The sequence below is a fragment of the Ruegeria sp. BC6 genome (genome assembly GCF_056539185.1).
The window spans coordinates 1,305,267-1,330,229 of record NZ_JBQFUM010000001.1 but is presented as its reverse complement, the minus strand read 5'-3'; the positions used below and the strand labels follow the sequence as shown (position 1 = coordinate 1,330,229).

The 24,963-nt window shown below is 62.8% G+C and carries 26 protein-coding genes; 16 read left to right on the top strand and 10 right to left on the bottom strand.

Going from position 1 to position 24,963, the window contains the following annotated elements:
- Positions 1-40 precede the first annotated feature (40 nt).
- The 5 genes from ACR0MM_RS06635 to tldD form a co-directional block, all read right to left on the bottom strand.
- Positions 41-667: a CoA transferase subunit B gene (locus ACR0MM_RS06635; RefSeq protein WP_170401756.1), complete on the bottom strand. Its 627-nt coding sequence runs from the start codon at positions 665-667 to the stop codon at positions 41-43.
- Positions 667-1,371 carry a CoA transferase subunit A gene (locus ACR0MM_RS06630; RefSeq protein ID WP_480695124.1) on the bottom strand — a complete coding sequence of 235 codons (705 nt, stop codon included), beginning with the start codon at positions 1,369-1,371 and terminating at the stop codon, positions 667-669. The genes ACR0MM_RS06635 and ACR0MM_RS06630 overlap by 1 nt, the downstream gene beginning before the upstream one ends.
- Before the next feature lie 114 nt (positions 1,372-1,485).
- Complete coding sequence (gene topA, locus ACR0MM_RS06625; protein ID WP_480695122.1) at positions 1,486-4,101, bottom strand: type I DNA topoisomerase; 2,616 nt, start codon at positions 4,099-4,101, stop codon at positions 1,486-1,488.
- Between the two features lie 149 nt (positions 4,102-4,250).
- Positions 4,251-5,381, bottom strand: a complete 1,131-nt coding sequence (gene dprA / locus ACR0MM_RS06620) for a DNA-processing protein DprA (protein ID WP_170337534.1) — start codon at positions 5,379-5,381, stop codon at positions 4,251-4,253.
- 227 nt (positions 5,382-5,608) lie between these two features.
- On the bottom strand, positions 5,609-7,030 hold the full coding sequence (gene tldD / locus ACR0MM_RS06615; RefSeq protein ID WP_480695120.1) for a metalloprotease TldD: 1,422 nt from the start codon (positions 7,028-7,030) through the stop codon (positions 5,609-5,611).
- Between the two features lie 176 nt (positions 7,031-7,206).
- On the opposite strand from tldD, the gene coxB reads away from it, so the two are divergent.
- The 11 genes from coxB (at position 7,207) to ACR0MM_RS06560 (ending at position 17,175) form a co-directional block, all read left to right on the top strand.
- On the top strand, positions 7,207-8,118 hold the full coding sequence (gene coxB / locus ACR0MM_RS06610; protein ID WP_170337536.1) for a cytochrome c oxidase subunit II: 912 nt from the start codon (positions 7,207-7,209) through the stop codon (positions 8,116-8,118).
- Between the two features lie 82 nt (positions 8,119-8,200).
- Positions 8,201-9,157 carry a heme o synthase gene (cyoE, locus tag ACR0MM_RS06605; protein ID WP_480695118.1) on the top strand — a complete coding sequence of 319 codons (957 nt, stop codon included), beginning with the start codon at positions 8,201-8,203 and terminating at the stop codon, positions 9,155-9,157.
- Complete coding sequence (locus tag ACR0MM_RS06600) at positions 9,154-9,315, top strand: hypothetical protein (protein ID WP_170337538.1); 162 nt, start codon at positions 9,154-9,156, stop codon at positions 9,313-9,315. Before cyoE ends, ACR0MM_RS06600 begins: the two co-directional genes overlap by 4 nt.
- Entirely contained in the window at positions 9,315-9,890 is a 576-nt protein-coding gene (locus ACR0MM_RS06595; protein ID WP_480695116.1) for a cytochrome c oxidase assembly protein, read from the top strand. Before ACR0MM_RS06600 ends, ACR0MM_RS06595 begins: the two co-directional genes overlap by 1 nt.
- 22 nt (positions 9,891-9,912) lie before the next feature.
- On the top strand, positions 9,913-10,728 hold the full coding sequence (locus ACR0MM_RS06590) for a cytochrome c oxidase subunit 3 (RefSeq protein WP_093962747.1): 816 nt from the start codon (positions 9,913-9,915) through the stop codon (positions 10,726-10,728).
- A gap of 173 nt (positions 10,729-10,901) precedes the next feature.
- On the top strand, positions 10,902-11,579 hold the full coding sequence (locus ACR0MM_RS06585; protein WP_170592221.1) for an SURF1 family protein: 678 nt from the start codon (positions 10,902-10,904) through the stop codon (positions 11,577-11,579).
- Positions 11,576-12,964 (top strand): threonine synthase, encoded by a 1,389-nt coding sequence (thrC, locus tag ACR0MM_RS06580; RefSeq protein WP_480695114.1) that lies wholly within the window; start codon positions 11,576-11,578, stop codon positions 12,962-12,964. Before ACR0MM_RS06585 ends, thrC begins: the two co-directional genes overlap by 4 nt.
- Complete coding sequence (locus tag ACR0MM_RS06575) at positions 12,961-14,223, top strand: M16 family metallopeptidase (RefSeq protein ID WP_480695112.1); 1,263 nt, start codon at positions 12,961-12,963, stop codon at positions 14,221-14,223. The genes thrC and ACR0MM_RS06575 overlap by 4 nt, the downstream gene beginning before the upstream one ends.
- On the top strand, positions 14,223-14,807 hold the full coding sequence (locus ACR0MM_RS06570; protein WP_093962743.1) for a GNAT family N-acetyltransferase: 585 nt from the start codon (positions 14,223-14,225) through the stop codon (positions 14,805-14,807). The genes ACR0MM_RS06575 and ACR0MM_RS06570 overlap by 1 nt, the downstream gene beginning before the upstream one ends.
- 92 nt (positions 14,808-14,899) lie before the next feature.
- The gene (locus tag ACR0MM_RS06565; protein WP_480695110.1) at positions 14,900-15,718 is read left to right on the top strand and encodes an MBL fold metallo-hydrolase; all 819 of its coding nucleotides are present in this window, start codon (positions 14,900-14,902) and stop codon (positions 15,716-15,718) included.
- A 38-nt stretch (positions 15,719-15,756) separates the two neighbouring features.
- On the top strand, positions 15,757-17,175 hold the full coding sequence (locus ACR0MM_RS06560) for an FAD-binding oxidoreductase (RefSeq protein WP_480695108.1): 1,419 nt from the start codon (positions 15,757-15,759) through the stop codon (positions 17,173-17,175).
- Positions 17,176-17,213: 38 nt separating this feature from the next.
- On the opposite strand, the gene ACR0MM_RS06555 is transcribed toward ACR0MM_RS06560, so the two are convergent.
- Positions 17,214-17,696 carry a fasciclin domain-containing protein gene (locus ACR0MM_RS06555; protein WP_170337939.1) on the bottom strand — a complete coding sequence of 161 codons (483 nt, stop codon included), beginning with the start codon at positions 17,694-17,696 and terminating at the stop codon, positions 17,214-17,216.
- 169 nt (positions 17,697-17,865) lie between these two features.
- Positions 17,866-18,405 (bottom strand): adenine phosphoribosyltransferase, encoded by a 540-nt coding sequence (locus ACR0MM_RS06550; protein WP_480695106.1) that lies wholly within the window; start codon positions 18,403-18,405, stop codon positions 17,866-17,868.
- 209 nt (positions 18,406-18,614) lie between these two features.
- Between ACR0MM_RS06550 and ACR0MM_RS06545 the strand changes: the two genes are divergently transcribed.
- Positions 18,615-18,788 carry a hypothetical protein gene (locus ACR0MM_RS06545; RefSeq protein ID WP_222457049.1) on the top strand — a complete coding sequence of 58 codons (174 nt, stop codon included), beginning with the start codon at positions 18,615-18,617 and terminating at the stop codon, positions 18,786-18,788.
- Positions 18,789-18,794: 6 nt separating this feature from the next.
- Here the strand turns inward: ACR0MM_RS06545 and ACR0MM_RS06540 are convergent, their stop codons facing one another.
- On the bottom strand, positions 18,795-19,424 hold the full coding sequence (locus ACR0MM_RS06540) for a LysE family translocator (protein WP_480695104.1): 630 nt from the start codon (positions 19,422-19,424) through the stop codon (positions 18,795-18,797).
- A 62-nt stretch (positions 19,425-19,486) separates the two neighbouring features.
- Positions 19,487-20,359: an S-methyl-5'-thioadenosine phosphorylase gene (locus tag ACR0MM_RS06535; protein ID WP_480695102.1), complete on the bottom strand. Its 873-nt coding sequence runs from the start codon at positions 20,357-20,359 to the stop codon at positions 19,487-19,489.
- 216 nt (positions 20,360-20,575) lie between these two features.
- On the opposite strand from ACR0MM_RS06535, the gene ACR0MM_RS06530 reads away from it, so the two are divergent.
- Entirely contained in the window at positions 20,576-22,210 is a 1,635-nt protein-coding gene (locus ACR0MM_RS06530) for a SulP family inorganic anion transporter (RefSeq protein WP_480695100.1), read from the top strand.
- Positions 22,211-22,346: 136 nt separating this feature from the next.
- Here the strand turns inward: ACR0MM_RS06530 and ACR0MM_RS06525 are convergent, their stop codons facing one another.
- On the bottom strand, positions 22,347-22,952 hold the full coding sequence (locus ACR0MM_RS06525; RefSeq protein WP_480695098.1) for a flavin reductase family protein: 606 nt from the start codon (positions 22,950-22,952) through the stop codon (positions 22,347-22,349).
- 72 nt (positions 22,953-23,024) lie between these two features.
- Between ACR0MM_RS06525 and ACR0MM_RS06520 the strand changes: the two genes are divergently transcribed.
- From ACR0MM_RS06520 to ACR0MM_RS06510, 3 genes are all read left to right on the top strand, one after another.
- On the top strand, positions 23,025-23,519 hold the full coding sequence (locus ACR0MM_RS06520) for a GNAT family N-acetyltransferase (RefSeq protein ID WP_480695096.1): 495 nt from the start codon (positions 23,025-23,027) through the stop codon (positions 23,517-23,519).
- A 54-nt stretch (positions 23,520-23,573) separates the two neighbouring features.
- Positions 23,574-24,323 carry an EcsC family protein gene (locus ACR0MM_RS06515; RefSeq protein WP_170337952.1) on the top strand — a complete coding sequence of 250 codons (750 nt, stop codon included), beginning with the start codon at positions 23,574-23,576 and terminating at the stop codon, positions 24,321-24,323.
- A 68-nt stretch (positions 24,324-24,391) separates the two neighbouring features.
- Entirely contained in the window at positions 24,392-24,901 is a 510-nt protein-coding gene (locus tag ACR0MM_RS06510; protein ID WP_480695094.1) for an NUDIX hydrolase, read from the top strand.
- The last annotated feature ends 62 nt before the right edge of the window (positions 24,902-24,963 follow it).

The following is a 24,963-nucleotide window of genomic DNA, read 5'->3' as shown; positions in this document are numbered from 1 at the left end:
CCGATTGGCGGGCCTTTCGGTTTCTCTGTTTGCTCAGAAGTCAGCCGACGATGGTCGCCTCGGTCGCCGCGCGCATCTCTTCTTCGCTGACGCCATCTGCCAGTTCGACGATCTTCAACCCGCCTTCGACCACGTCCAGCACGCCCAGGTTGGTGATGATGCGGTCAACCACGCCCTTGCCGGTCAGCGGCAGGGTGCATTCCTTCAGCACCTTGCTGTCGCCGTGCTTGTTGGTGTGGTCCATCACCACGATGACCCGTCCGACCCCGGCCACCAGGTCCATCGCGCCGCCCATTCCCTTGACCAGCTTGCCCGGAATCATCCAGTTGGCCAGATCGCCTTTCTCGTCGACCTCCATCGCGCCAAGGATCGCCGCCGCGATTTTGCCGCCGCGGATCATGGCAAAGGACGTGGCGCTGTCGAAATAGGCGGTGCGGGGCAGTTCGGTGATTGTCTGCTTGCCGGCGTTGATCAGGTCGGGGTCCTCTTCGCCCTCATAGGGGAACGGGCCCATGCCCAGCATGCCGTTTTCCGACTGCAGGGTGATGTCCTTGTCGCCCACATAGTTCGCCACCAGCGTCGGAATCCCGATGCCGAGGTTCACATACATGCCGTCTTCCAGTTCCTCGGCCGCACGCGCGGCCATCTGATTGCGGTCCCAGGGCATTACGCTTCCTCCTTCTTGCGGGTGGTGCGCTGTTCGATGCGCTTCTCGTGCTGACCTTGAATGACCCGGTGCACATAGATGCCGGGCAGGTGGATGCAGTCGGGGTCCAACGAACCGCGCGGCACGATCTCTTCCACCTCGGCCACGCAGATCTTGCCGCAGGTCGCCGCCGGCACGTTGAAGTTGCGGGCTGTCTTGCGGAACACCAGGTTGCCGGTGTCGTCGGCCTTCCATGCCTTGACGATGGCCAGATCCGCAAAGATCCCTTCCTCGAGGATATAGGTCTCGCCGTTGAAATCCTTGTGCTCCTTGCCCTCGGCGATGACTGTGCCGACGCCGGTCTTGGTGTAGAAGCCCGGGATGCCCGCGCCACCGGCGCGCATGCGCTCGGCCAGGGTGCCTTGCGGGGTGAATTCCAGCTCAAGCTCGCCCGACAGGTACTGGCGCATGAACTCGGCGTTCTCGCCGACATACGAGCTGATCATCTTCTTGACCTGCCGCGTCTGCAGCAGGATGCCGATGCCGAAATCGTCGACGCCTGCGTTGTTCGAGGCAAAGGTCAGATCCTTCACGCCCGACTCCTTGATCGCCTGTAGCAGCAATTCGGGAATGCCGCACAGGCCGAACCCGCCGGCCGCGATCAGCATGCCATCCCGAAGTATCCCATCGAGGGCCTCGGTGGCATTGGCATAGACTTTCTTCATGGAAAACTCCCCCAATGACATGGTGATGGGCAGGTTGTGCCGCCACGTCATTGGGAAGTCAATGAAACCTGCGGGCGGGTGGTATTTCTACCTAACCGCCCGCGGGGGCCGGGATCAGCCGGCTTTCTTCTTGGTGGCTTTCTTCTTGGGCGCGGCCTTTTTGCGGGTGCCCTTCTTGGCCGCCTTCTCGTTGACAAGTTCCACCGCCATTTCGGGCGTCACGTCCTCGGGCTTGATGTCCTTGGGCAGGGTCGCGTTGATCTTTTCCCACTTCACATAAGGCCCATAGCGCCCGTCCAGAACCTGGATCGCGCCGCCATCGGGATGCTCGCCCAGTTCCTTCAGCGGTTTGGCCGCAGCCCGTCCACGCCGCCCGGGATTGGCGCGCTTTTCCGCCAACAGTTCGACGGCGCGGTTCATGCCGATTTCGAACACGTCGTTGGGATCCTTGAGGTTGGCATAGACCGGCTTCGCCTCATCCGGCAGCTGATGCACTATATAGGGACCGAAGCGCCCGAAATTGGCGCTGATCATACTGCCCTCGGGGTGTTCGCCAATCTCGCGCGGCAGGCTCAGAAGGGTCAGCGCCTTCTCAAGGTCCATGTCATCCTTGCTCCAACCCTTGGGCAAAGAGGCGCGCGGCGGTTTCTTGTTCTCGGGCGTGGCTTCGCCGCGCTGGACATAGGGGCCGAAGCGTCCGGATTTCAGCCAGATCTCGTCCTCGCCATCCATGCCCAGCAGACGTTCGTCGCCCTCGGCGCCTTCACCGGCGATGGGGCGGGTATAGGTGCATTCGGGATAATTCCCGCAGCCCACGAATCCGCCGGTCCGCGAGGTTTTCAGGTGCAGCCGTCCGACCCCGCATTTGGGGCAGATGCGCGGATCCGAGCCGTCCTCGCGCGGGGGGTACAGCTGCGGGGCCAGCGCCTCGTCCAGCTTGTCGAGCACTTCCGAAATCCGCAGCTCGGACGTCTCGGCGATCGCGGCCGAGAAATCGCGCCAGAATTTGGACAGCAGGTCCTTGTAGTCGCGGGCTCCGGCGCTCACCTCGTCCAGCTGCTCTTCGAGGTTGGCGGTGAATTCATACCCCACATACTGACGGAAGAAATTCAGCAGGAAGATCGTGACGATCCGGCCCTTTTCCTCGGGGATCAGGCGGTTCTTGTCCTTGCGGACGTAACCGCGGTCCTGAATCGTGGTGACGATCGAGGCATAGGTCGAGGGTCGCCCGATGCCCAGCTCCTCCATCCGTTTGACCAGGGTCGCCTCGGTATAGCGCGGCGGCGGCTGGGTGTGGTGTTGCAGCGCCAGAACCGCTTGGTTGTCCGACAGGATGGCCTTCTTGTCCGCGCCGTCGGCGGTGGCCTTGTCAAACTGATCCTTCAGCGTGGTCTTGGCAAAGCGCGCCGGATCACCCTGCATGATCTGGGGCAGACGCTTGTCATCCTCGTCCTCGACATCGTCGCGGCCTTCCTCGTAGACGCGCATGAATCCGTCGAACAGCACGACCTGACCGGTGGCGCGCAGCCCCACCTGACCGTCATCGCTGCCGATTTCGACGGTGGTGCGTTCCAGCCGCGCGGCAGCCATCTGACAGGCGATCGTGCGTTTCCAGATCAGATCGTACAGCTTGCGCTGATCGTCATCCGACAGTTTCAGGGCGGCCGCATCTTTGGTCATGTCCGTGGGTCGGATGCATTCGTGCGCTTCCTGCGCGTTCTTGGCCTTGTTCTTGTACATGCGCGGGCTGTCCGGCACGTATTCGGCACCGAACCGGTCCTTGATCGCGTCCCGCGTGGCGGCAACGGCCTCGGGTGCCATGTCGATGCCGTCAGTTCGCATATATGTAATGTGCCCGGCCTCGTACAAACGCTGCGCCACCTGCATCGCGTGGCGGGCGCCCATGCCGAATTTGCGGCTGGCTTCCTGCTGCAGGGTCGAGGTCATGAACGGCGCGCTGGGATTGCGCGCGGCCGGCTTGGCCTCGACCGAGGTCACGCTCAGCGCGCGGCTGGTGATCGCCTGCACCGCCAGTTCGGCCTGGGTGGCGTTGGCGATGTCATGCTTGTCCAGCTTCTTGCCGGCCAGCGTCACCAGCCGCGCCTCATAGGTCTGGCCGCGCGGCGTTTCGAACAGCGCCTTGACCGACCAGTATTCCACGGGCTTGAAGGCCTCGATCTCCATCTCGCGCTCGACGATCAGGCGCAGGCAGACCGATTGCACGCGTCCGGCCGATTTCGCGCCGGGCAGCTTGCGCCACAGAACCGGCGACAGGTTGAAGCCGACCAGATAGTCCAGCGCGCGCCGGGCCAGATACGCCTCGACCAGAGGCATGTCCACCTCGCGCGGGTTCTGCATCGCCTTGGTCACCGCATCCTTGGTGATGGCGTTGAACGTCACACGGCTGACGGCCGTATCCTTCTTGATCGAGCGGCGTTTGGTCAGCGCCTCCTGCAGGTGCCAACTGATCGCCTCGCCCTCGCGGTCGGGGTCGGTTGCCAGGATCAGCGCGTTGTCATCCTTGAGCGCGTCGGCGATGGCCTTGACGTGTTTGCGGCTGTCGGCACCGACCTCCCAAGTCATCGAAAACTCGTGGTCGGGATCCACCGATCCATCCTTCGGAGGCAGGTCGCGAACATGTCCGTAAGAGGCCAGGACCGTGTAGTCGGGGCCAAGGTATTTATTGATTGTTTTTGCTTTGGCCGGGGATTCTACAACAACTACAGGCATTTAGTTAAAAACCTCGCTCGACGGATTGGGCGCCTTCTATGGCCGTGCAAAATGTGTAGGGCAAGATGGATTTGTCAATGCACAGTCTGAAAGGCCCGAAATCCGGCCAAATTGAGACGGTCTGCCCGGGTTGGAACCACCTCGGCAGATCACACGGCGAGGCTCAGCAACCCGCCCGGCTGGCGACGGATCAATCCGTCCAGCTCCAGATCGATCAAAGCGGGGCCGATCACGCTGGCGGGCGCATCAACATCCCGGATCAACTGGTCCTCGGCCAAAGGCGAAGGCCCCAACCGTTCCAGGATTCGGGCGTGGAGCGCCTCGGGAGGAGTGATTGTCTGCGCGACGGGCGCCGTGTCGGGGGCAGGTTCGGACGCTCTGCGCGGCTGCGGGGGCAGGGCGTCGATTACATCCTGCACGCAGCGCACCAGTGTGGCGCCTTCACGGATCAGAAGATTGCATCCGGCGGCGCGGGCGTCGAACGGATGGCCGGGCACGGCAAGAACCTCGCGTCCCTGATCCAGTGCGTCGCGCGCCGTGATGAGGCTGCCGGACTTGGCGGCAGCCTCGACGACGACGACGGCCTGAGACAGACCCGATATGATCCGGTTGCGGCGAGGAAAGTGGCGGGCCTGCGGGGTCACGCCCATTGGTTGTTCGGAGATGCGCAGCCCTTTGGTCGCGATGTTGCAGGCCAGTTCCTTGTTTTCCGCCGGATAGATGATGTCGACGCCACCTGCCATGACTGCAACGGTTCCCGTTTGCAGCGTGGCCAGATGCGCGGCGGTGTCAACACCGCGGGCCAATCCGGAGACGACTACGTAACCACTCTCACCCAGGCCACCTGCCAGAGCCCGCGCCATCCTGGTTCCCAAGGACGAACAGTTGCGGGCGCCGACAAGCGAGATCATCGGGCGCTGAAGCACCGACACGTCGCCTACTGCCCAAAGCATAGGAGGGGCATCGTTCAGATCGGTCAGCGCGGTTGGATAGTCGGCGGCCCCAAGGCACAAAAGCCGCGCTTTTGCGGCTTTTGCGGCCTTGAGTTCCGCCTCGATGACGCCGGGCGGGCATATTTCATACCCTGCAATTCCGGCAGCGCGTGCCAATTCCGGCAACGCGGCCAGCGCATTCTGCGCCGAGCCATGTTCGTGCATCAGGCGCCGGAATGTTGCCGGGCCAACCTTGCGCGAGCGCAACAGGCGAAGCCAGGAAAACCGGTCCTCTTCCGTGGTGGGTGGGAGTGGGGGGTGATTGGAAGAAAGCTGCTCTTCGGTCATCCGTCGCTCCGCCTGATTGCAGAACTGGTTTACGGCGTGACGGGTTAACAGCTTGTGAATCGCAGAAAATTTTAGCGTGTTCCAGCGTGGGTTTCGCGAAATAGGCGCGCAAACCTTTGAAGGTAATAGCTTTTCTCAGACGGTCATTTTTGATGCGCTACGGTTCATTCCCGCCGGGCCGGCAGCACGGATTAACCATGGTGCCGGCCGCAAGCACACGATTCGTATCAAGCGGCGGATCCTCCGACCGTCAGCCCCTCCATCAGCACCGTAGGCTGCCCCACACCCACAGGCACCCACTGACCGTCCTTGCCGCAGGTTCCCATGCCGGGATCCAGAGCCATGTCGTTGCCCAGGCCCCGGATACGTTTCAGCGCTGAAGGACCGTCGCCGATCAGCGTTGCGCCCTTGACCGGCGCGCCGATCTTGCCGTTCACGACCCGATAGGCCTCGGTGCAGCTGAACACGAATTTGCCGTTGGTGATGTCGACCTGGCCGCCGCCGAAACCTACGGCCCAGATGCCATCCTTGATTTCGGCAACAAGGTCCGCCGGGTTAGCATCGCCGCCCAGCATGATCGTGTTGGTCATGCGCGGCATAGGTTTGTGCGCATAGCTTTGCCGCCGCCCGTTACCGGTGGGGGATACCCCCATCAGGCGTGCATTCTGGCGGTCCTGCATGTAGCCGGTCAGGATGCCGTCTTCGATCAGCACGGTGCGCGAGCTGGGCGTTCCCTCGTCATCCACGGTGATCGATCCGCGACGATCCGGGATCGTTCCGTCATCCACCACGGTCACGCCCTTGGAGGCGATCCGCTGCCCCATCAGCCCGGCAAAGGCCGAACTGCCCTTGCGGTTAAAGTCTCCTTCCAAGCCATGCCCGATGGCCTCGTGCAGCAAAATGCCGGGCCAGCCGGGGCCCAGTGCAACTTCCATCACGCCGGCCGGAGCGGGAACGGCATCAAGGTTGACCAAAGCAATGCGCAGCGCCTCTCGGACCTTGTCCTGCCAATCGGACGGGTCAATCAGGCCGTCCAGACCAACGCGGCCGCCACCGCCGGCCGATCCGCTTTCGCGTCGGCCGTTGTGTTCGACGATGACCGACACGTTCAGGCGGGTCATCGGACGAACGTCGCGTACCATGGTGCCATCGGGGCGGAGGATCTCGACCTCTTGCACGGACGCGGCGATCACGGCGCTGACCTGGACCACCCTGGGGTCCAGATCGCGCGCAAATCCGTCGATTTCGCGCAGAGTCTCGACCTTGACCGGGAAGCTGGCGGATTCGATCGGGTCTGCATCCGTATAAAGCTGCTTGTTTGTGCGCCTTGGCGCGTCGGCCAAAGTGCCGCCGCCGTCACCAACCGCCAGCCGGGCGGTTTCCGCAGCACGTTTCAGCGAGGGCATTGATACATCGGTCGAGTGGGCATAACCGGCCACATCACCCTGCACGGCACGCAGCCCGAATCCCTCGGAGGCATCGTAGGATGCGGTGCGCAGGCGCCCATCGTCAAAGGCAAGTGTTTCGGATTTCCGACGCTCTACAAACAGCTCGCCGTCTTCGGCCCCGGCGGTGGCCGAGCGCAGTACGGCCAGTGCCTCGTCATGCGGCAATGCGGTCTCGAACGGGCGAAACGGGGCTTGAGTCATGGGTTGCGGCCTTTCGCGTTTGATCCAGATCAAAAATAGCGTCTGTTTGACGCAAGCATTTTGCTTTATCTACCTCCCGGAATATGGTTTTTAACGCGGCCAAAGACAACGGGAGAGGTGTGACCGATTCACACCTGTTCGCCAGAGACGCAAAGATCAAACGATCAGGACAGAAAATGAAGAATGCTTTGATGCTTTCGGGGGTGTTCGCAGCCCTCTCCAGCCTTCCCGCCATGGCTCAGGATCTTGAGATCATCGGCAAGCCGGTCGACGGCGGCATGGGCTTCCAGCCGGCGGCCACCAGCTTGGCCGAAGGGATCCACCGCCTTGACGGTATGATTCTGGTTATCATCACCGCGATCTGTCTGCTGGTCGCAGGCCTGCTGGTATACTGCATCGTGCGCTACAACCAGCGTGTAAACCCGACCCCGGCGCGGTTCTCGCACTACACCCCGGTCGAGATCGCCTGGACCATCGGCCCGATCCTGATCCTGGTCTTCATCGGTGCGTTCTCGCTGCCGGTGCTGTTCAAGCAGCAGGAAATCCCCGAGGGTGATGTCGTCATCAAGGTGACCGGCAACCAGTGGTATTGGACCTATGAATACGTCGATCACGACTTTGCGTTCGACAGCTATCTGCTGGGTCACCCTGCCACCCTGGATGAAGGTGCACGCCCCGCCGATGCGGATGTGACGCCGTTCGTTCTGGACGATGCGATGCGCGCAAAGCTGGCCGATGCCGGCTACAGCGAAGATGAGTGGCTGCTGGCCACCGACACAGCTGTCGTGGTTCCCGTCAACAAAGTGGTTGTGATGCAGGTCACCGCGGCCGACGTGATCCACTCATGGACGATCCCGGCGTTTGGCGTCAAACAGGACGGCGTTCCCGGCCGACTGGCCGAGCTGTGGTTCCAGGCCGACAAGGAAGGCATCTACTTCGGCCAGTGCTCCGAGCTGTGCGGCAAGGACCACGCCTACATGCCAATCACCGTCAAAGTCGTCAGCGAAGAAGCCTATCAGGAATGGCTGCAGGGCGCGTTGGACGAATATGCCGGCCAGCCGGCGTCGTTCCAGATCGCCTCGAACTGACGAACCCGGGGCCTGAGGCCCGTTCGAAACCAAGGACAGGCTGCGCGTGTTTCGCGCAGCTTTCGCACCACAAGGACCTGACATGACCGACGCGAGCATCAATGCCAGCACACTTGCCGCACAATCCCGTGCGGACGAGGCCGGCTTTGGCGACTATTTCGCCCTGCTCAAGCCGCGGGTGATGTCGCTTGTCGTGTTCACCGCGTTGGTAGGTCTGCTGGCCGCACCTGTGCCGGTACATCCGTTCGTCGGCTTCTGCGCCATCCTGTTCATCGCCATCGGCGGCGGCGCCTCGGGCGCGCTCAACATGTGGTGGGATGCGGATATCGACAAGGTGATGAAGCGCACCAAGGGCCGTCCGATCCCGTCGGGCAAGGTCGAGCCCGGCGAGGCGATGGCACTGGGCCTGGCTCTGTCGGGTCTGTCGGTGATCATGCTGGGTTTGGCGACCAACTGGTTCGCGGGCGCGTTTCTGGCCTTTACCATCTTTTTCTATGTCGTGATCTACACGATGTGGCTCAAGCGCCTGACGCCGCAGAACATCGTGATAGGTGGCGCCGCGGGCGCCTTCCCGCCGGTAATCGGCTGGGTTGCCGCCACGGGTTCGATGACGCTCGAGCCGTGGCTGATGTTTGCCCTGACCTTCATGTGGACACCGCCGCATTTCTGGGCGCTGGCGCTGTTCATGCGCTCGGATTATGACGACGCCGGCGTGCCGATGCTGACAGTGACGCACGGACGCCGCGCCACGCGGACCCATATTCTGGTCTATACCGCATTGCTGGCTCTGCTGGCCGTGGGCACGGCGTTCTCGGGTATCGGTGGGCCAATTTACCTGGCTGTGGCCGTAGTGTTGAACGCTCTGTTCCTGCGGGGGGCATGGGCCATCTCGCGCCGCACCGAAGACGATGCCGAGGCGGACAATTTCAAGGTCGAGCGCAGCTTTTTCAAGCTGTCACTGCTGTACCTGTTCCTGCATTTCGGCGCGATTCTCGTCGAAGCGCTGCTGAAACCCTACGGGTTGGGAGGCTGGTCATGAGCCTGCGCAAAAGCCATGAGCTGCACCAGCGTCGTTTCGGCCGCAACCTGGGTGTTGGGCTGACGTTGGCGGCGTTCATCGTGATCATTTTCGGCCTGACCATAGTAAAGGTCTCGGGCAGCGATTTCGGCGTGCCCAGCGAGGAGGTTCAGAACTGATGGCTTTGAGCGGACCGCAGAAGACCGTTGCACAAACCGTTGGGCTGGTTGTTCTGATGGGCAGCCTGGCCTGGGCGGCCGTGCCGTTCTACGACTGGTTCTGCCGGGTCACCGGGTTCGGGGGCACCACGGGCGTTGCCGAGGCCACGCCCGACGATGTCCTCGACCGGGTGGTGACCGTTCGCTTCGACGCGTCCAAGGCCAAAGACATGTCGTGGGAGTTCAAACCCGTCGAGCGCGAGATGAAGGTGCGCATCGGTGAGACCGGTCTGGCCTTCTACGAAGCATACAACCCGACGGACAAGCCGGTTGCGGGACAGGCATCGTACAACGTGACGCCCTATTCCGCCGGTGGATACTTCCAGAAGATCGCCTGTTTCTGCTTTGAAGAGCAGGTTCTGGAGCCCGGTGAACGCGTCGAGATGCCGGTAACTTTCTTCGTCGACCCCGAAATGGTGGAAGACCCCGAAGCACAGTATGTTCATACGATCACGCTGTCGTATACATTCTATGAAATAGACCTGCCCGAGGGCTACGCCGCCCTGGATGCGCAGGCAGAAACAAACACGAACTAACGCCTGTAGGTGAGGGACGCTGATGGCACACGCAAAAAACCACGATTACCACATTCTGGCACCTTCGATCTGGCCGCTGATCGGCGCGATCGGTGGCTTCGTCATGCTGTTCGGAGCCGTCTTGTGGATGCACGGCATGACCTCCTTCGTGTTCTGGGGTGGTCTTGTGGCGGTTCTCTACACGATGTTTGCCTGGTGGTCCGAGGTCGTGGCCGAAAGCCGCGCGGGTGATCACACTCCGGTCGTCCGGATCGGGCTGCGCTACGGGTTCATCCTGTTCGTCATGTCCGAGGTGATGTTCTTCTTCGCCTGGTTCTGGTCGTTCTTCAAACATCGCATGTATCCGATGTACGACTATGCCGGCACCGAATACATCCAGCCTGACATTCACGCGGTGGACCCGTTCCACCTGCCGCTGATCAACACACTGGTTCTGCTGCTGTCGGGCTGTGCGATCACTTGGGCGCACCACGCGCTGGTTCACGACAACGACCGCAAGGCGCTGATTCAGGGTCTCGCGATCGGTATCGTCCTGGGTATCGCCTTCACCTTCCTGCAGGCCTTCGAATACTATGAACTGCTGGCCCACGAAGGCTGGGAGTTCGGCGGTGATCAGTTCTACTCGAACTTCTTCATGGCAACCGGTTTCCACGGCGCACATGTGATCATCGGCACCATCTTCCTGACAGTCTGTCTGATCCGCGCGCTGCGGGGCGACTTTACCCCGGAGAAACACGTCGGGTTCGAGGCGGCCGCATGGTACTGGCACTTTGTTGACGTCGTCTGGCTGTTCCTGTTCTTCGCAGTCTACATCTGGGGTCAGGCACCGCTGATGTAACGCCCCGCGAGGCTGTCGAATTGCAAAAGCCGCCCCTCGGGGCGGCTTTTTCTCGATCAGGGGCGCAAGGGATTGCGCCCCGTACAATTGCAAGGTTGCATTTCCTTGCACACAGACCGTAACAAGACGCCGGCTTGACCCCGAGCCGCTATGACACGCAACAAGGGCCAGACATGCGCCGCATCCTGTTTCTGCTGATTTTCGGACTCGCCGGGCTGGCGGTTCTTGTGTCTCTGGGCACTTGGCAGGTTCAGCGTCTGGCCTGGAAAGAGGGCATTCTGGCCGACATCGAAGCCCGGATCGCCGCCGATCCGGTGCCGCTGCCCGAGGCTGTCGACCCCGAAGCTGACCGTTATCTGCCCGTCGAAGTATCGGGCGAGATGCTGCCCGGCGAAATCCATGTACTGGTTTCGGTCAAACAGGTCGGGCCGGGCTATCGGATCATCGCGCCATTCCGCACAGATGATCGCACGATCCTAGTGGACCGGGGCTTTGTGCCCACGACGGCCAAGCAGGCCGAACGCCAGATCGGCCCCATGCAGGTTGTCGGAAATCTGCATTGGCCGGATGAGATCGACAGCTATACCCCCGATCCGGACCCGGCGGGCAACATCTGGTTTGCCCGCGACGTGCCCGCGCTGGCCGATGCACTTGGGGCCGAACCGATCCTACTGGTTGCCCGCAGCCAGACCGATCCCGCCATCACGCCGCTGCCGGTGGATACGGCGGGTATTCCCAACGACCATCTGCAATACGCGGTGACATGGTTCGGCCTGGCGCTGGTCTGGGCCGCAATGACCGGATATTTCCTGTGGCGCGGCCGCGCCCCATCAGAAAGTGACGCGCAATGAAATATATCTCGACCCGCGGGCAGGCGCCCGAACTGAGCTTTGAAGAGGCGATGCTGACCGGTCTGGCCCGCGACGGCGGCCTGTACCTGCCTGCCGAGATCCCAGTTCTGAGCCAGGACGAGATCGCCGCGCTGGCCGGGCTGCCCTATGAGGAAATCGCATTCCGCGTCATGTGGCCCTATGTCAGTGGCTCGTTCGCCGGGGATGAGTTCAAAGAGATCATCGCCCGCGCCTATGCCGGGTTCGGCCATGATGCCCGCGCGCCGGTGAAGCAGCTGAACGAGAACCATTTTTTGCTGGAGCTGTTCCACGGGCCTACGCTGGCCTTCAAGGATTTCGCCATGCAGCTGATCGGCCAGCTGTTCCAGGTGGCGCTGAAGCGGCGGGGCGAACGTGTAACCATCGTGGGCGCCACCAGCGGCGACACCGGATCGGCCGCGATCGAGGCGTTCCGGGGGCTGGATGCGGTCGATGTGTTCATCCTGTTCCCGCATGGACGCGTGTCCGAGGTACAGCGCCGCCAGATGACCACCCCCGCCGACAGCAACGTGCACGCGCTGGCCGTCGATGGCGATTTCGACGACTGTCAGGCCGCCGTGAAGGACATGTTCAACGATTTCGACTTCCGCGACGGGGTCAAGCTGGCGGGGGTGAACTCGATCAACTTTGCCCGGGTGCTGGCGCAGGTGGTCTATTATTTCTCGGCCGCGACCAGCCTGGGCGCGCCGCATCGCAAGGTCAGCTTCACGGTGCCCACCGGCAATTTCGGCGACATCTTCGCCGGCTACATCGCCAAGCGGATGGGTCTGCCCATCGACCGTCTGGTGGTGGCGACCAACCAGAACGACATCCTGCATCGCTGCCTGTCGGGGCAGGGCTATTTCAAGGGCGACACCATCCCCTCGATCAGCCCGTCGATGGATATTCAGGTCAGCTCGAACTTCGAGCGCGCGCTGTACTATGCCTATGGCGAGGACGGGCGGGCCGTGGCGCAGTTGATGGACGAGCTGAAACAGGGCGGCTTCCACGTCAGCCAGGGCGCGATGGAGGCCCTGCGCGAAAGCTTCGACTCGGGTCGTGTGTCCGAAGAGGAAACGCTCGCCACGATCAAATCCACGCTGGAACACAGCGCCGAGCTGGTCTGCCCGCACACTGCCGTGGGCATCAAGGTGGCCGAAGACACCCGCGCCGCCGATGTGCCGATGGTCACGCTGGCCACCGCGCACCCTGCGAAATTCCCCGCCGCGGTCGAGCAGGCCAGCGGTGTGCATCCGCCTCTTCCCTCGCGCATGTCCGATCTGTATGAACGTCCGGAACGGGTGACCCGCATCGCCAACGATCTGGGCGCCATCGAGGATCATATCAAAAGGCATATTGCTGAGTGACTGTCAAACTGGACCAACTAACAAACGGCTTTCGGATCGTCAGCGAACAGATGCCGGGGCTGCAATCGGCCGCCATCGGCATCTGGGTGACCGCCGGCGGGCGGCACGAGCGGATCGAACAGAACGGCATCGCGCATTTCCTCGAGCATATGGCCTTCAAGGGCACCGAGCGGCGCTCTGCTTTGCAGATCGCCGAGGCGATCGAGGATGTGGGCGGCTATATCAACGCCTATACCTCGCGCGAGGTGACGGCCTATTACGCCCGGGTGCTGAAGGATGACGTGGCGCTGGCGATGGACGTGATCGGCGACATCGTCCTGAACCCCGTCTTCGACCCGCGCGAGATCGAGGTTGAGCGCGGTGTGATCCTGCAGGAAATCGGCCAGGCGCATGACACGCCCGACGACGTGATCTTTGACTGGCTGCAGGAACAGAGCTATCGCGATCAGCCGCTGGGCCGCACCATTCTGGGACCCACCGAAAGGGTCAGCGCCTTTTCGCGCGACGACCTGTCGGCCTTCGTGGCCGAGCACTATGCGCCCGACCAGATGATCCTGTCGGCGGCGGGCGCGGTCGATCATGACCAGCTGATGAAACTGGCCGAAGAGATGTTCGGCCATCTGCAACCCCGCAAGGGGTTACCGGCGGAAGCCGCGCGGTTCACCGGTGGCGAGGCGCGGCGGGACAAGGCGCTGGAGCAGGCGCATTTCGCGCTGGCGCTGGAAAGCCCGGGCTATCGCGATGACGAGATCTATACCGCGCAGATCTACTCGACCGCGCTGGGCGGCGGCATGTCCTCGCGCCTGTTCCAGGAAGTGCGTGAGACCCGCGGGCTGTGCTATACAATCTTTGCCCAGACCGGCGCCTATGCCGATACGGGAACGACCACGATCTATGCCGGCACTTCGGCCAATCAGGTGGGCGAGCTGGCCACCATCACCATCGACGAGATGAAGCGCGCGGCCGAGGACATGAGCCCCGAGGAGGTTGCCCGCGCCCGCGCGCAGATGAAGGCCGGGATGCTGATGGGGCTGGAAAGCCCCTCGAACCGGGCAGAGCGTCTGGCCCGGCTGGTGCAGATCTGGGGCCGTGTTCCGCCGCTCGAGGAAACCGTGGCCAAAATCGACGCGGTCAGCACCGCCGACGTCCGCGCCTTCGCCGAAAAGATGGCGGTTCAGGCCCCGGCAGCACTGGCGCTTTATGGGCCTGTGGGTGGTGCGCCGACACTGGAGAGGCTGCAGGAGAGGCGCGCGGCGTGATGCTGTTGGGCAGACGCAGGCTGAAACTCGAGACCGAGCGGTTGAGCTTGCGCCCGCCCGTGCATTCCGACTTCAACGACTGGGCCGCGCTGCGGCTGGCCTCGCGCGAGTATCTGACCCCGTGGGAGCCGATCTGGGCCAAGGATCATCTGACCCGCAAATCATTCACCAACCGTGTCTACTGGGCGCAACGCTCGGTGGCCAACGGCACGGCGGTTCCGCTGTTCCTCTTCCGCAGAACGGATGACATGCTGGTGGGCGCCATCACGCTGGACAACATCCGCCGGGGGCCGGCGCAGGCCGGAACGCTGGGCTATTGGACCGGGCAGGCCTTTGCCCGGCAGGGTTACATGCGCGAGGCCATCGGCGCCGTGGTGCATTACGCCTTTACCCGACTGGACCTTAGCCGGATCGAGGCCGCCTGTCTGCCGGAAAACGCCGCCTCTCGCGGGCTATTGGAAAGTTCGGGGTTCAAATACGAGGGCGTGGCGCAATCCTATCTGCAGATCAACGGGCGTTGGCGGACCCATGTGCTCTATGCATCTCTGCGCTCGGACCGGCGCGGGCGGACGGACGCGGGCTAGGCGGCCCGTTCGGACCTGATGTGGGCGGGACTGTTTCCGAAATCTGGGGCCCGCCACGTGACTCGAGGCGCGGATGCGCTAGACTTCCGACCATGCGGAGTATTTTAGCGGGTCTGATCTTGCTGGCAGGGACGGCGGCGGCGCAGGAGCGTCGGCCGAGCCATTGCATCGCCATCGCCCAGAACACCCCCGGCATACAGTATCTGCACCAGGCGGCATGGCAGGATCCGGTGCCCGAATTCTCGGTTCGGATCAGCTATGTCGCGCATGCGTCCTTTCTGATCCAAACACCCGGCGGGCTGAATGCCGTGACCGATTTCACCGGCTTCATCGGCGGCGCGGATCTGATCCCCGACATCGTGACGATGAACCACGCCCATGACACGCATTGGACCGCCTATCCCGATCCGGCCATCCCGCATGTGCTGCAGGGGTGGGGCGAGTTCGGGCAGGGCATCGAACATTACCTCGATCTGGGCGAGTTGCTGGTGCGCAACGTATCGACCGATATCCGATCAGCATACGGCGGAGTGGAAGAGCGCGGAAACTCGATCTTCGTGTTCGAGGTCGAAGGCCTGTGCATCGGCCATCTGGGACATCTGCACCATGTGCCGTCCGATGCGCAATTCGCCGCCCTTGGGCGGCTGGACGTGGTCATGGCGGCGGTAGACGGGGGCACGACCATGCCCTTGCCCGAGATGATCTCGGTCCTGCAGCGGCTGAAAAGCTCGGTCATCATTCCGATGCACTGGTTCTCGGGCTATTCGCTGGACCGGTTCCTGGCCGATATCCGATCCGATTTCCCGGTGCGCCGGGACGGGGTTTCGGAAATTGAAGTATCGCTGCGGACCCTGCCGGACCGCCCGACGGTGGTGGTGCTCGAGCCGCGATACCTGATGGAATTGGAATAAGCCTTGCCGTGCGCCTCGGGCTTGGGCATGCAGAGGGCATGCATTTGAACCCTGCCGACGAAACCTTTGCCGAAACCATCCGCGCCCGCCTGGGTGACGATATTCTGCGCCCGGTCGAGCCGCGCTATCTGGAAGAGCCGCGCCGCCGCTTCGCCGGGCAGGCGGGTCTGCTGACCTTGCCCCGCACGGTTGAGCAGGTCGCAGCCTTGGTGCGTTTGGCGTCCGAGGCCCGCGTCCCGGTGGTGCCATACGGCGGCGGCACCGGTCTTGTGGGCGGGCAGGTCATGGCGGATGGCCCCGCGCCCCTGATCCTGTCGCTCGAGCGGATGCGCGCGATCCGAGCCGTCTATCCGACCGAAAACATCCTGATCGCCGAGGCCGGTGCGGTGCTGGCCGACGTCCAAGCCGCGGCCGAGGCGGCCAACCGGCTGTTTCCGCTGTCGCTGGCGGCGCAGGGGTCCTGCCGGATCGGGGGGAACCTCGCCACCAATGCCGGGGGCGTCAACGTCCTGCGCTATGGCAATGCCCGGGATCTGTGCCTGGGGCTTGAGGCGGTTCTGCCCAACGGCGACATCTGGCACGGGCTGGGGCGGCTGCGCAAGGACAACACCGGCTATGATCTGCGCAACCTGCTGGTCGGGTCCGAGGGCACGCTGGGGGTCATCACCGCCGCCTCGCTCAAGCTTTTCCCGCGCCCTGCCGGGCTGGGCACGGCGATCTTTCAGGTGGCCAGCCCCGAAGCGGCGATCGACCTGTTGGCCCTGGCCCGCGATCATCTGGGCGAAAACGTCAGCGCGTTCGAATTGATCCACAGACAGGGGCTGGATTTTCTGGCCGAGGTCTTGCCGGACGTGCGGCAACCCTTTGACACACAGCCGGAATGGTCGGTCCTGATCGAACTGGGATTGCCAGCCGGGCACGAGCCCGAGGCGGCGCTGGAGTCCTTGTTCGCCGCTGCCGAGGCCCGTGGTCTGGTGTCGGACGGCGTCATCGCCCAGAGCGCCGCGCAGCGCGACGCGCTGTGGTCGGTGCGCGAACGCATCCCCGAGGCGAACCGGCTGATTGGTTCGGTGTCCAGCCACGATATCTCGGTTCCGATTTCGCGGATCCCTGACTTCATTCGCCAAGGCGGCGAGGCGATTGCGGCCCTCGGACCGTTTCGGGTGAACTGCTTTGGTCATCTGGGGGACGGAAACCTGCACTACAACGTCTTCCCGCCCAAAGGCCACAACCGGGGTGAGTTCGATGATCGGCGCGCCGCGATCAAGCGCGCAGTTCATGACCTGGTACATGAATTTGAAGGATCGGTCAGTGCCGAGCATGGGGTGGGCCGTCTGAAGACCGGTGATCTGGAACGTTATGGTGATCCGGCCAAACTGTCGGCCATGCGCGCCATCAAGTCTGCCTTGGACCCGCTCGGGATCATGAACCCCGGCGCCGTCCTGTCAGGTGAGTGAGTGCGGCCCGGACGCTCCGGGCCGCAGCTACGCGTCGTTTACGACGCCGGCAGGATAACCTTGTCGATGACGTGGATCACGCCATTGCTGGTTTCGATATCTGCCTGAACGACATTTGCGTCATTGACCATGACACCGTTGTCGAGGTCGATCGTGATCTCTCCACCCTGGACGGTGGCGGCGGTCATGTCGTCGGACAGATCACCCGACATCACCTTGCCCGGAACCACGTGATAGGTGAGGATTGCCACAAGCTGATCCTTGTTCTCGGGCTTCAGCAGCGTTTCCACGGTGCCTTCGGGCAGCGCGGCAAAGGCTTCATCCGTGGGCGCGAACACGGTGAATGGGCCTTCGCCCTTCAGCGTGTCAACCAACTCGGCGGCCTGCACGGCTGCGACCAGAGTGTTGAAGCTGCCGGCTCCGACAGCGGTGTCCACAATGTCCTTGCCGTGGCCGTCGGCCATGGCAGCGGTCGAAAACAGGATACTGGCGACACCGGCAACAGCGAATTTGCGAAACATGATCTACTTCCCTTGTTGAGGATGTCATCGGCGACATCACTGGCTATACGGCGACATGCCGAAAGGAGATCAGGCGTCAGGTGCAAAAAACCGACTGGAAAACGAACGACGCCGCGCTAAGCGCGCGGCGTTTTCAGCGGCAAGTCACGAAATCGTGACCGATGTTTGTTCACAGCCCTTCGAATTCGCACAAGACATGGACGTCCATGCCCATCTCCTCCAGCACCTTGCGGCCACCCAGCTCGGGCAGGTCGATGATGAAGGCGCAGCTGACGATCTCGCCGCCCAGACGTTCGATCAGCCTGATACCTGCCGCGGCAGTGCCGCCGGTGGCCAGCAGGTCATCGACGACCAGAACCTTTTCACCGGGCTGGATCGCGTCATCGTGGATCTCGACGATGGCCTCGCCGTATTCCAGCTTGTATTCCTCGCTGATCGTGGTGCCCGGCAGCTTGCCCTTCTTGCGGATCGGAACGAAGCCCACGCTCAGCTGGTGAGCGATCGCGCCGCCCAGGATGAACCCGCGCGCCTCGAGCCCAACGACCTTGTCGATGCGCTCGCCGGCATAGGGGTGCAGCATCTGGTCGATGGCCATGCGAAACCCGCGGGGATCCGCAAACAGGGTCGTCACGTCGCGGAACATGATCCCTTCGTGGGGAAAATCGACGATGGTCCGAATGTAGTCCTTGACCGTATTGTTTCTGGACATAGGGCAACCCTTCTTGCGTCAAAACACGGCGGTGTTTGGCGTATCACGGCCAGTCATGCAAGCCACGGCTGCCTTCCTGCGCGTATTTGCTGCGGAACAGATGCGCCCGGACCACCTGCCCTTGGGGGGCTGCGGGTATCGACAAGCGATGCGCTTTGTCTATACAAGGTGCCACGCGCTGATGCAGGCCCAGAACAAGGATGACAGCCGTGGCCAAGGCCGACCTCAAGGGATCCACCAAAAAGAACAGCCAGCTGGTTCTGCGCCTGGACAAGGACGAACGCGACGCATTTGTTGCGCTGTGCCGCGATCTCGACACCTCGGCTGCGCGCGAGATCCGCAAGTTCATTCGCGCATTCATGGCCGAGAACGCCGGGACCTGACTGCTTTCAGGCCGGGCGACGCAGTACCGCCGTGGCCACGCCCATACCGATCAGGGTCAACCCTCCGAAACGGGTCATGCCGGTGATGATGCCGGGGCGGCCGATTACGCGGCGCAGCCGATCGGCCAGCAGCGCATAGGCCAGCGCGTTCAGCCCGGCCAACCCAACGAAAGTGGCGATCAATATGGCGAACTGCGGGCCCAACGGCTCGGCCGGGCGCAGGAATTGCGGCACGAAGGCGATGAAGAAGGCGATGGACTTCGGGTTCAACGCAGTGACGGCGGCCGCATGACCGAACACGCCGCGGGCGGTAACGTCGCGCCCGGTGGCCACCGCCTGCATCGCGCCGGACGGCGCACTGCGCAGCAGCTTGATGCCCAGCCAGACCAGATAGGCGGCGCCCACCCACTTCAGCACCGAAAACAGCGTGGCCGACGCCAGCACCAGCGCCCCAAGCCCCAGCAACGAGGCGGTCATGGCGATCAGGTCCCCCAGCGCAACCCCCGTGGCCGAGGCCACGGCCACGCTGCGCCCTTTGGACAGCGCATAGCTGAGCACCAGCAGAACCGTCGGGCCCGGGATCAGCAGAAGGGCGGTCGAGGCGGCGACAAAGGCCAGCCAAAGTTCAAAATCCATTACACACCTCCGTCAGATCCGCCGCAGCAAGCCTCAAAAAAACACGTGGCCGTCAAGGCCGCCTACAATACCCGGCCCGCCACCGCATCAAGCTTGGCCAGCACTTGCGGGTCGCGCTTTTCCGGGGCCGTCAAAATCGCGTGGTCCAATGCCCGGTCGCAGCCATGCGGGCAGGGCGCGCGGTCCGCTCCCAGCATGGCGGGCAGGCCTTTGACCAAGGCGCGCGCCTTCTCGGCGTTGCCGGTCAGCGTCGCGATGATCGCGGTCACGTCCACTTCGCCGTGATCGGGGTGCCAGCTGTCATAGTCGGTGACCATCGCCACCGAGGCATAGCAAAGCTCGGCCTCGCGGGCCAGTTTGGCCTCGGGCATGTTGGTCATGCCGATCACGTCGCAGCCCCACTGCTCGCGGTACATCTTCGATTCCGCCAGCGTCGAGAATTGCGGCCCTTCCATCGCCAGATAGGTGCCGCCACGGTGCACGGTGATGCCGGCCGCCCGGGCGGCGGATTCACAGGCATCGCCCACGCGCGGGCAGGTCGGATGGGCCACGCTGACATGGGCGACGCAGCCGGTGCCGAAAAAGCTTTTCTCGCGGGCGAAGGTGCGGTCGATGAACTGATCGACGACCACGAAATCGCCCGGCGCCATGTGTTCGCGAAAGGAGCCGCAGGCCGAAACCGAGATCACATCGGTCACCCCCAGCCGTTTCAGCGCGTCGATATTGGCACGATAGGGCACCTCGGTCGGCGAATGCACATGCCCGCGCCCGTGGCGGGGCAGAAAGGCCATCTCGATGCCGTCCAGTGTCCCGGTCAGGATCTGGTCGGACGGCGCGCCCCAAGGCGTTTCCACGGTAACCCATTGCGGCGTTTCCAGCCCGTCGATGTCATAAATTCCCGATCCGCCGATGACGGCAATTTTTGTCTGGGCCACGTTCGTTCTCCGCTGCGATACCTGCCTGAGGGAATATCTGCGGGCTTGTCGGGCATTTGGCAAGGCTTGCCGGTGTTATTGCGCCGCACAGGCGCCACAAGGGGCGTCGCCTTGCAGTTTTTGCATGACAGCCTGCCATCGATGGGCTAGCAGACAGCGCCGAAGGCGGGTATACGACCGCCTTCGCGCGAACATTCTGACCCACAGGACCAATTCATGCCCCGAGCCTTGCTGGCAAGCTTTGCCAATCGCCTCGCCATTCCCGATCTGAGCTGGATGCCGGACGAAAAGCTGACCCCCGCCCGCCTGCGGATCGAGCTTTTGTCGGGCCTGACCGTCGCCCTGGCCCTGGTGCCCGAAGCGGTGGCCTTTGCTTTCGTCGCCGGGGTTCACCCGCTGGTAGGCCTGTATGCGGCGTTCCTCGTGGGGCTGATCACCGCGCTGATCGGGGGTCGTCCGGGTATGATCTCGGGCGCAACCGGTGCGCTGGCGGTCGTCATGGTGGCGCTGGTGGCGCAGCACGGGGTCGAATACCTGTTCGCCACAGTGGTTTTGATGGGCATCCTGCAGATTATCGCGGGGGCCATGCATTGGGGCCGGTTCATCCGCCTGGTGCCGCATCCGGTGATGCTGGGCTTTGTCAACGGCCTGGCGATCGTGATCTTTCTGGCGCAACTGGGCCAGTTCAAGGTGCCGGGCACCATGGAAAACACCGGCCACGGCATGAGCGGTGGTGAATGGCTGTCCGGGATGCAACTCTATACGATGCTGGGGCTGGTCGCGCTGACCATGGCGGTGATCTGGGTGATGCCGCGCATCACGCGCATTGTGCCAGCGCCGCTGGCGGGCATCGTCGTGGTGGCTGCGCTGGTGATCGGCATGGGGCTGGATGTCCCGCGCGTCGGAGACCTGGCCTCGATCGAGGGCGGCCTGCCGAAATTCCACATCCCCATGGTTCCGCTGACCTGGGAGACGTTTGAGATCATTCTGCCCTACGCCGTCATCCTGGCCGCCATCGGCCTGATCGAATCTCTGCTTACGCTGAACCTGGTGGGCGAGATCACCGGCAAGCGCGGTGGTGCGTCGCAGGAATGCATCGCGCAGGGCACCGCCAACGTCGTGACCGGGTTCTTTGGCGGCATGGGCGGCTGTGCGATGATCGGGCAGTCGATGATCAACGTGAAATCCGGCGGCCGTACGCGCATCGCGGGGATCGCTGCCGCGCTGTTCCTGCTGGTGTTCATCCTTGTCGGCTCACCCCTGATCGAACAAATCCCGCTGGCCGCGCTGGTTGGCGTGATGTTCATGGTGGTGATCGGCACGTTCGCTTGGAACTCGTTCAACATCCTGCGCAAGGTGCCGCTGACGGATGCCTTCGTCATCGTTCTGGTCACCGTCGTCACCGTGATGGAAGACCTCGCCGTGGCCGTCGTGGTCGGCGTGATCGTTTCGGCGCTGGCCTATGCCTGGAACAACGCCAAGCGCATCCACGCGGTCACCCGCGACTCGGAAACCGAGAAAGGCGCCAAGGTCTACGAGATCAAGGGGCCGCTGTTTTTCGGCTCGTCCGAGGGATTTGTCGAACTATTCGATGTCCAAAACGACCCGGAAACGGTGATCGTGGACTTCGCCGACAGCCGTGTGGTCGACCAATCGGCCCTGCAGGCGATCGAGAACGTCGCCGCGAAATACGAGGCGGCAGGCAAGCGCGTCATGCTGCGCCATCTCAGCCGGGACTGCCACAAGCTGCTCAAGAAAGCAGGTCACCTGATGGTCGACAGCGACGATGACCCTGATTACGGCCTTGCGGTCGACTATTCTGTTCGAACCGGCATTCTGGGCGGCCACTGAGGCAATGCGAGGCTCTGCCTCGCGCTCCGGGAAATTTACAGCCAGATGAAGACCGCGCGAGCCCCTTCATCTGGCCGAAAAATATCCCTGGGGAGTCGCGCATAGCGCGGCGGGGGCAGAGCCCCCCAAAACCAGCTCAATCGTCTGGACGATTGAGGGAAAACAACTCCGTCACGACCGAGTAGTCGCGATACCCAAGCCGCGACAAAGGTTGAAAGGTGGTGACGTCGAACTTGCCGTCCTTCAGGCAGTCATCGCGCAGGTGCACGCCGACGACCTCTCCGAACACCACCCGGTTGGCTTCGCCGGGCAGCGTGACGATCTGGGTCAGTTTGCATTCCAGCGCGGCAGGGGCGCCCTCGATGCGGGCGCATGGGATGGTTTCGCATTCCACAGGTGTTAGGCCGGCGTGGGCGAACTCGTCCACCTCTTTCGGAAGGCTGGCCGAGCTTGCGTTCATCGCGTCCTGATGGGCGTGGGCCACCACGTTGACGCAAAAGACGCCGGTCGCCTCGATATTGGCGATGCTGTCCTTTCCACGGTCCTGGTCGTGTTTCGTGCCGGTGGAGGCAAACATCACCTGCGGCGGCGTATAGGCGACCCCGTTGAAGAAAGAGTAGGGCGCCAGATTGTTGATTCCGTCCGCGCCGCGGGTCGAGATCCATCCGATCGGGCGCGGCGTGATGATGGCGTTGAACGGGTTGTGCGGCAAACGGTGACCGTCTTCGGGGCGATAGAACATCTGATCTCCAAGCGTTTGCTCAAGGCCTAGCGAAGTGCTAGGGCGATTGCCAGAGTCGAAAAGAGGGCCGCGGTGCAGCAGTTCGGGATCAGGCCGGAAGAGCCGGAGGATTGGTGGGAAGTCGAAGCCCTCTACGACCTGTGTTTTGCACCGGGGCGCGAGGCGCTGTCGTCCTACCGCTTGCGCAACGATGTTCCGCCCGTGTCAGGGCTGTCGATGGTGGTCCGCGACGGGCAGGGCATTTTGGCTGGGGCCATCCGATTCTGGCCAGTTCATGTTGGCGCACACGACGCGCTTTTGCTGGGGCCCGTTGCCGTCCACCCGACCCACCAGGGCGAAGGGTTGGGTGGTTTTCTGATCCACGAAGGTATCGAAGCCGGGCGGGCCAAAGGGTGGGACCGGGTCATGCTGGTCGGTGACGCGCCCTATTATTCACGCTTTGGATTTGCCCGGCTCGAGGGTGTTGAGATGCCCCCGCCAACCAACCCGGATCGGGTTCTCGGGCTGGATTTGACCACCGGCGCATGGCACGGAGTGAGTGGTTCGGTGACCCGCTGGACGCGCTGATCTATTGAAACGGCGTTGTGAAATGCCAATGTTTCAGGGTCAGGAGGACACCGAATGAATGACGTCGTTCTCGTCGGAGAAATCGACCCCGACGCTGAGTTGGACCGGTTGGCAAGCCACTACCGCAGCGCGGGCGGCAGCGGTATCCGGTTGCTCAATCGTCTGGGTGGATCGGCCGAGTCGCTGCTGGAACAGCTGCCCGGTTCGGTGCGCGATGGGCTTACCGGTGCAACCGAGCAGGCCTTGTGGCTTGCAGTTCGTGCCGCTGACGGATCGCGCCGCGCAGTTCCCGACCAGAAGCCGTGGGTCAACACCGCCATATCGACCACGATGGGCGCCGCGGGTGGGGCTGGCGGCCTGACGACGGCGTTGATCGAGCTTCCGGCGACCACGGCCATGTTGTTGCGCTCAATACAGGGTGCCGCATCGCGTGAAGGTTTTGACCCCTCGGCAAGGAACGTGCAGTTCGATTGCATCCGTGTTTTGTCGGCGGCAGGTCCCTTGGCGCATGATGACGGCGCAGACATGGGGTTCTTTTCGGTCCGACTGACCGTGACGGGCCCCGCTCTGCAAAAGATCATTGCTGCCGTCGCTCCGAGGTTGTCGGTCGTTTTGGGGCAGAAACTGGCGGCACAGACCGTTCCGGTATTGGGGGCCTTGGCCGGAGGCGGCGCGAACTACCTCTACGCTCGGTACTATCAGCAGATTGCCCGTGTGCATTTCGGCCTGCGGCGTCTGGCGATCGATGCCGATATTCCGCATGACGAGCTTGTGCAGCGTCTGCAACGTCGCATGTTGGCCTGACACACAGTTTCAAAATTGGACAGAACCGCAGGATGTGGTATCCTGCAACTAATCGGCCCGCAAGATAAGTGGCCGAAAACAGGCAAGAAGAACAAAACAAGAGGCGGGGCAGCGTGAAAAGCGCAGGGCTGTCACCAGACATTCTGTCCGAAACCGGGACATTTCCGGTTCTGCCGCAGTCTGCGGCTCTATGCTACCGGCTTCGGCGCGGGGTGCCTGAGATATTGTTGATCACGACCCGGGGGTCGGGACGGTGGATCATCCCAAAAGGCCGCATGATCGACGGCCTTAGCGGGTCTGAGACCGCAGCGCAGGAAGCCTGGGAAGAAGCCGGTGTGACAGGCCGCTGTGAGACGCGCAGTATCGGGCAGTTCTCATTCGACAAACACCACCGGGATCTGGGGCGGGTGACATGCGTCGTTGATGTCTACCCGTTGCTTGTTGCCAAGACGGCGGATCGGTTCCCCGAAGTTGCCGAGCGGCGGCGTAGATGGATGCTGCCGGAAAAAGCAGCACAAGCGGTTTCGATCGGCGGGCTTTCCGGGCTGTTGCGGTCAAATGCACTCAATCCTCATTGAACCGCCTCTGTAAAGACTTGATATTGCCATGTCTGTCAGTATCTATTGGCCCACCGACATTT

What these genes read in the sequence shown, in the direction of transcription:
- ACR0MM_RS06585 (WP_170592221.1), top strand. Translation starts at nt 10,902, where the DNA reads ATGCGCCGCATCCTGTTTCTGCTGATTTTCGGACTCGCCGGGCTGGCG.
- thrC (WP_480695114.1), top strand. Translation starts at nt 11,576, where the DNA reads ATGAAATATATCTCGACCCGCGGGCAGGCGCCCGAACTGAGCTTTGAA.
- ACR0MM_RS06555 (WP_170337939.1), bottom strand. Translation starts at nt 17,696, where the DNA reads ATGTTTCGCAAATTCGCTGTTGCCGGTGTCGCCAGTATCCTGTTTTCG.
- ACR0MM_RS06565 (WP_480695110.1), top strand. Translation starts at nt 14,900, where the DNA reads ATGCGGAGTATTTTAGCGGGTCTGATCTTGCTGGCAGGGACGGCGGCG.
- ACR0MM_RS06560 (WP_480695108.1), top strand. Translation starts at nt 15,757, where the DNA reads ATGCATTTGAACCCTGCCGACGAAACCTTTGCCGAAACCATCCGCGCC.
- ACR0MM_RS06540 (WP_480695104.1), bottom strand. Translation starts at nt 19,424, where the DNA reads ATGGATTTTGAACTTTGGCTGGCCTTTGTCGCCGCCTCGACCGCCCTT.
- ACR0MM_RS06530 (WP_480695100.1), top strand. Translation starts at nt 20,576, where the DNA reads ATGCCCCGAGCCTTGCTGGCAAGCTTTGCCAATCGCCTCGCCATTCCC.
- ACR0MM_RS06600 (WP_170337538.1), top strand. Translation starts at nt 9,154, where the DNA reads ATGAGCCTGCGCAAAAGCCATGAGCTGCACCAGCGTCGTTTCGGCCGC.
- tldD (WP_480695120.1), bottom strand. Translation starts at nt 7,030, where the DNA reads ATGACTCAAGCCCCGTTTCGCCCGTTCGAGACCGCATTGCCGCATGAC.
- ACR0MM_RS06630 (WP_480695124.1), bottom strand. Translation starts at nt 1,371, where the DNA reads ATGAAGAAAGTCTATGCCAATGCCACCGAGGCCCTCGATGGGATACTT.
- coxB (WP_170337536.1), top strand. Translation starts at nt 7,207, where the DNA reads ATGAAGAATGCTTTGATGCTTTCGGGGGTGTTCGCAGCCCTCTCCAGC.
- ACR0MM_RS06595 (WP_480695116.1), top strand. Translation starts at nt 9,315, where the DNA reads ATGGCTTTGAGCGGACCGCAGAAGACCGTTGCACAAACCGTTGGGCTG.
- ACR0MM_RS06570 (WP_093962743.1), top strand. Translation starts at nt 14,223, where the DNA reads ATGCTGTTGGGCAGACGCAGGCTGAAACTCGAGACCGAGCGGTTGAGC.
- ACR0MM_RS06550 (WP_480695106.1), bottom strand. Translation starts at nt 18,405, where the DNA reads ATGTCCAGAAACAATACGGTCAAGGACTACATTCGGACCATCGTCGAT.
- dprA (WP_170337534.1), bottom strand. Translation starts at nt 5,381, where the DNA reads ATGACCGAAGAGCAGCTTTCTTCCAATCACCCCCCACTCCCACCCACC.
- ACR0MM_RS06590 (WP_093962747.1), top strand. Translation starts at nt 9,913, where the DNA reads ATGGCACACGCAAAAAACCACGATTACCACATTCTGGCACCTTCGATC.
- ACR0MM_RS06515 (WP_170337952.1), top strand. Translation starts at nt 23,574, where the DNA reads ATGAATGACGTCGTTCTCGTCGGAGAAATCGACCCCGACGCTGAGTTG.
- ACR0MM_RS06525 (WP_480695098.1), bottom strand. Translation starts at nt 22,952, where the DNA reads ATGTTCTATCGCCCCGAAGACGGTCACCGTTTGCCGCACAACCCGTTC.
- cyoE (WP_480695118.1), top strand. Translation starts at nt 8,201, where the DNA reads ATGACCGACGCGAGCATCAATGCCAGCACACTTGCCGCACAATCCCGT.
- ACR0MM_RS06635 (WP_170401756.1), bottom strand. Translation starts at nt 667, where the DNA reads ATGCCCTGGGACCGCAATCAGATGGCCGCGCGTGCGGCCGAGGAACTG.
- topA (WP_480695122.1), bottom strand. Translation starts at nt 4,101, where the DNA reads ATGCCTGTAGTTGTTGTAGAATCCCCGGCCAAAGCAAAAACAATCAAT.